Source organism: Marinilactibacillus psychrotolerans (genome assembly GCF_900101525.1).
GTDB classification, from domain to species: Bacteria; Bacillota; Bacilli; order Lactobacillales; family Carnobacteriaceae_A; genus Marinilactibacillus; species Marinilactibacillus psychrotolerans.
In genome coordinates this window covers 1-4,969 of record NZ_FMZD01000037.1, presented here as the reverse complement: position 1 = coordinate 4,969, position 4,969 = coordinate 1, and the positions used below count along the sequence as shown (strand labels likewise).

At 35.1% G+C, this 4,969-nt stretch carries 4 protein-coding genes and 1 pseudogene; all 5 read right to left on the bottom strand.

Features of this window, described 5'->3' with window-relative positions; genetic code table 11:
* Positions 1 to 234 (bottom strand): annotated as a pseudogene (locus BLT22_RS11915) (hypothetical protein); the annotation flags it as partial.
* A 664-nt stretch (positions 235 to 898) separates the two neighbouring features.
* The gene (locus BLT22_RS11910; protein ID WP_091763492.1) at positions 899 to 1,258 is read right to left on the bottom strand and encodes a hypothetical protein; all 360 of its coding nucleotides are present in this window, start codon (positions 1,256 to 1,258) and stop codon (positions 899 to 901) included.
* Between the two features lie 474 nt (positions 1,259 to 1,732).
* Positions 1,733 to 2,371, bottom strand: coding sequence for a hypothetical protein (locus BLT22_RS11905; RefSeq protein WP_091763491.1), 639 nt, complete (start codon positions 2,369 to 2,371; stop codon positions 1,733 to 1,735).
* Between the two features lie 173 nt (positions 2,372 to 2,544).
* Positions 2,545 to 3,291, bottom strand: a complete 747-nt coding sequence (gene istB, locus BLT22_RS11900) for an IS21-like element helper ATPase IstB (protein WP_256333880.1) — start codon at positions 3,289 to 3,291, stop codon at positions 2,545 to 2,547.
* Entirely contained in the window at positions 3,288 to 4,847 is a 1,560-nt protein-coding gene (gene istA / locus BLT22_RS11895; RefSeq protein ID WP_091761491.1) for an IS21 family transposase, read from the bottom strand. The genes istB and istA overlap by 4 nt, the downstream gene beginning before the upstream one ends.
* Positions 4,848 to 4,969: the final 122 nt, after the last annotated feature.

Below are 4,969 nucleotides of genomic sequence, written 5' to 3'. Positions count from 1 at the left end.
TCTACGTGAAAATTCAACGGTCCCAAAGGTAAATTGCATCGTACGCTTTCTTACACTATCTATCTCGTACCCTTGATCTTTGTATGATTGAATACACTTTTTATCTAAACGCTCCATGCATTCTTGAAAGCATTCCTCCGCTTTTTGTCTGAAAAGCTCCTCAAATAAGATTTCTGCCTCTAAAAGTGTATTCGACTCTTCTAATATTCCCATCATTTGTGCTATAATTTCCATCGTAAAGAAGACCTCTTTCTCTCTAGTTTCCGCAAATTCTAGATTAAGGGTCTTCTTTCTTTTTGTCTACCCTATTTTTTTCCATTTCCTACATAAACTTTACACATAGAATAAATAGACTTTATTTAAATTTCTGAAAACTTACCACTATTTTTTCTGCTTTTATTTTAACGTATACATCTTTAAATATAATTATTCTATTTTTTATATTTATTGAATGTAGAAAAAAATTCTATTTGTCTCATCATTTGTGATTAGATATTTTTGAACATTTCGATCCGCTTGTGTCCATTATACATCCCATTTTTTTGACTTACTTAGTATCATTGGTCAATTCGTATAGTCCATTATTAAACTATACTTGAGAATCTCTATATTCATCCAGCTCAGGTTGTCTTTTTATTGTATAATCAAAATGGTTACTCATCCCTTTTCTATTTTCGATCGACTATTTGAACCTGCTTTTCTATAACGGAGCTTATATTCGAATAAGAGAAAAACATACATGGATAAGAAAATTAAAATCTCCGATGTCAATGATTGGAAGGCGGAGGCTTAGACAGAAGATAGATTAAGGATAGAGGAAACTACAAAAGAATTGCCCCGCTTTTTATTTATTTTTAATAGCCTTGTCCGTTATAAGGTACGTTAGGATTGAAGTAGATTATTTCAAAGTTATTACTGATTGGATTTTTTTGTCTACACGCATAAAATACCACTCATCTGTTTCGATTTTGTCCCATATATTCTCTAATTGAACTTCACATTCTTCAGTAGAATTAAGATCTGCACCAAATGTTAATCGGTCAGACTTATTCATAACTATTACTCTTTCCACATCTCCTACTCGCATTTGCAACTGATACTCGTCATCAAAAAATTCTTTTTCTATCACTTTTTTATCTGAGATTTCAATAAATCCATATAGAGAATTGGGAGTATCATTTTGAATGAGTATTATTGCAATAAAACTTAGAATGATAAAGATAATAATAACAAACACTGTCTTTGGTTTTCTTTTCATTTAATCACCATCTTAATTTTTATATTCGAGTCCTTATTTCTTATAGTCTAAGAATATTATAAAATCAACCGTTATAAAATTATATATACCCATATCTAAGCTGAATACTAAAGTTGCCTTTTTTCTCAAAACTCAGATAAACATTATTGTTACTTCGCACGTGAAGCCCTTTGACTCTAAATTTTCCATATCTAAGAATAATATTCTCCCAACAGAAGCTATTGCTCCCGCTACTCATTTTGCTAAACTACCAATTTCAATAGTTCATCCTCCTTGTATCCAAACAAAATAAAAGCACTCACAGAAGTGACTGCTTTTATTTTATTTAGTAAAAGTCTCAAATAGTTTCCACAAGAAATGTTAGCATGAAAAACAAAGGAGGTCTTAATATGCCTGAGTACCTTTTAAGCACAATAACAGTTAAGTCTATTCTCTATGTCAATTAAGTCAATATTCCTTCAAAAGTCTCCCAAACTACTCTTCAGCTTCTTCTAGATCATCAGGATAAACAATCGTATCAAAAACTTCTCCATCAGCTGCATCTTCTAATTCAAATATAACCTCTAAATCTTCAGAAGGTGTTCCTTCAAATAATTGATAAAACATTGTCGGTAAAGCTAAAGCAAAGATTCCAAACCCATCCATTCCAGATTCATAAGCTTCACGATCAACGATTATAGACATTTCACTGAAATCATCATTATATTGAATATCTTCAAAAGAAGTATAAGTATCATCTGTTTTTAGTTGCTCTATAGATGCATCTACTGATTCTTTCATACTATTTAATAATTCTTTATGCTGCGCTTTAGATAGTTTCAAGGTAACCGAACCATCTTCATTCTCCGTATAATTTGAACTTTCTAAATCCATTTCACTTGGATCAAAAGATTCAGCAAATTCTGCTGGAAGAGTAACCTCTGTGCTAAAAATCCCTTTGTCTACTTCAATGTTTCCAGACTCTTCTTTTGACTTTGAAGATTCTGAAGTATCTTGATCTACTTCCTTTGCCGATTCTTCAGTAGGTGTTATTTGCTCATCTGAATCATTCCCACACGCTGCCAGAATAAGTGTTGAACTGCTTAATAAAAATAAACTTTTAAATAATTTCATTTTAACTCCTCCTTTTTAACTATTATATCAGGAGTAATTCATTCGTTCTAATCAATTTTCATTTAACAAATAACTTAATACCATCTATATATGCTTCAACAAATTCAATTTGCGACTTGTTGTAACTGTCAACCACAAATGTGCACTTTTTGCCAGATGACTTTGTGCACTTTTTATTCAAAAATTGTTTCACGATGTTTCATTCGATGACTTTCGCCATCCATATGAATCACTTCACAACGATGAAGAAGTCGATCAAGGATCGCTGTCGCAATCCCTTGATCTCCAAGCATCTTTCCCCAACTGTCTGGGCCTTTATTAGATGTTAAGATGATCGAACTCTTTTCATATAAATCACTAATGAGTTGGAAAAAAAGATTAGCTTCGTTTGTTTCCATTGCCATAAACATCATATCATCAATAATGACTAAATCAGCTTCTCTCATACGTTTGAGGCGAATTGCCGACTTTCGCACATAACCTTCGGTTTTGAGCAGTGAAATCAACTCACCCATCGAGATAAAAGTGACTTGTTTGCCTCGTTCAATAGCTTCCAATCCTAATCCAATCGCTATATGCGTTTTCCCCACACCAGGTGGACCTAAGAGAACGAGATTAAACATTTGATCTAACCAATCGTATTCTTTAAGCTGATCAATCTGTCGTTTACTGAGTGAAACTGATTCTTTAGGATCAAAGTCCTCTAAGGACTTTTCAAAAGGAAATTGTGCCCATTTTAAATACTTTAATCGTGTCTTTTCTTCTCGACGCTGTTCTTCATGATTACATAATGCCACAAGCAGCTCTTGATACGTCCAGGACTGTTGTTCCGCTTCCCGAAGGAACGAAGGTAGTGCCTGGGCTGTTTCGGTCATACGGAATTGCTTGAATTGTGCTTGAAGTACCTCTGTTGTTCCTATTGTCGTTCGCCTCCTAGTACCTCTAAGTATGACTCAAAAGAACGTTCTCTAGCGGTAATTGTTTGATAGTTTTCGGATAACTCGTCACTCTTTTCAGAGTGAGTATCTGTCTGGACATGTCGACGAGCTATCTCTATTGCCACGTCTCTTAAATCGACGGCACTGAACAATTTCAATGCTAGACATTCGGTTAATGCTTGGTCCAACACATCACTGTTTTTATCTACGATGGACTCTATGACTCGTAATTGATCCCTAATGTGTCTAGGATATTTAACTTTTAGTTGATCAATAAAGACTGCTGCTTTCTCTTTTTCTTCAAAGTTGCGGAGTACTTCACAGATATGCAGCTCAAGTTTTTGTCTCTTATCTTTTTCGCGACCATGATTAGAATCCTTGATTAGCTTGCCTTTTCCTTTTGTTAAGGGATGTTGGGCAATCAGTCGATCGCTCTTCATATCGTACGCGTAAAGATGGGTGTCGCTTGTTGTTATACGGACCTTCGTTGTTTTTCTTGATTGGTAGGTTCCTATAGGAACCGAGTAGTAATTTGATTGAAATTGAAGCGTATTGTCTTTCAATATGGTCTTTGTTATACTTTCATTATTCGAAAGAATGCGTTTCTTAGAGATCGAGATGAGGTGTGGCTTTTCCAGAGTGAACACGTCTATCGGTCTCTTTTTTGTTTTCTCATGAACTTTGTAATTGCCCGTTCGTTCTAACCAGGCTTCGCATTGTTCTTGCCATGACCTAATTGTCCGAAATCGGCGTCCTCTCGCAAAGTTATATTTAACAAATTTAATAACAGCTTCGACTTTTCCTTTTGATTCTGGATCAGCGGCACGACAGACATGAACGATAAATTGTCTCTCCAATACATACGACTGAAATTGCTTAGTAAATAAGATATCTCCATGATTTTCACTGACAATCATTAGCTTATCTTGATCATATACGATTTCTTCTGTTCGTCCACCAAAATAATCGAAGGCGTTCTCGTGAGTTCGGATGACATCTCTGGTGGTGAAAGGCTTCTCCTGCCATTCAATGTATTTGAATCGAGAATGGGAGAGAACAAACCCAATACAATACAACTTTACTCGTTTATCGGTTAATGTACGTTGTACTATGATTTCACCAAAATCTACTTGAATTTGTTTACCAGCGGGTAGTTCAGGTACCGCTTCGTAATGACGATAAGTAAAGGATTTTGAGATACCGTAGGTTTCCCTTAACTCTTTGACATAAGAGCGAATGGTACTTGAAGCCGCTTCTTTGTAGTTGAATTGTTCATTCAGCCAGTCTTCAATTTGAGCTGCGGACAATTCTGGCTCATCACTAAGCCAATTAACTATCGTTTCTTTATAAGGGTCAAGCTTTCTTTCCCGAGTGGTCAGTGATTGAACCCAAGATATTGCTTCTTTGGGCTTCTTATGTAAATCACTTCTAACGGTATTTCTATGAATGCCGAGCATTCGACTTATCTTTGCGTTTGAGAATCCTTTCTTTTTATAATGGTGCACCTTTGCAATTCTATTCACTTTTTTAAAATCCACCTTTTCTTCTCCTTCCAGTCAATAAACTAACTGTTCTAGTTTATCAAAAGGAACGAAGTATTAGGGTAAAAGTGCACATTCTTTTCTAGCAATAACTGCACAATACAGTTTAGCAGTCACAC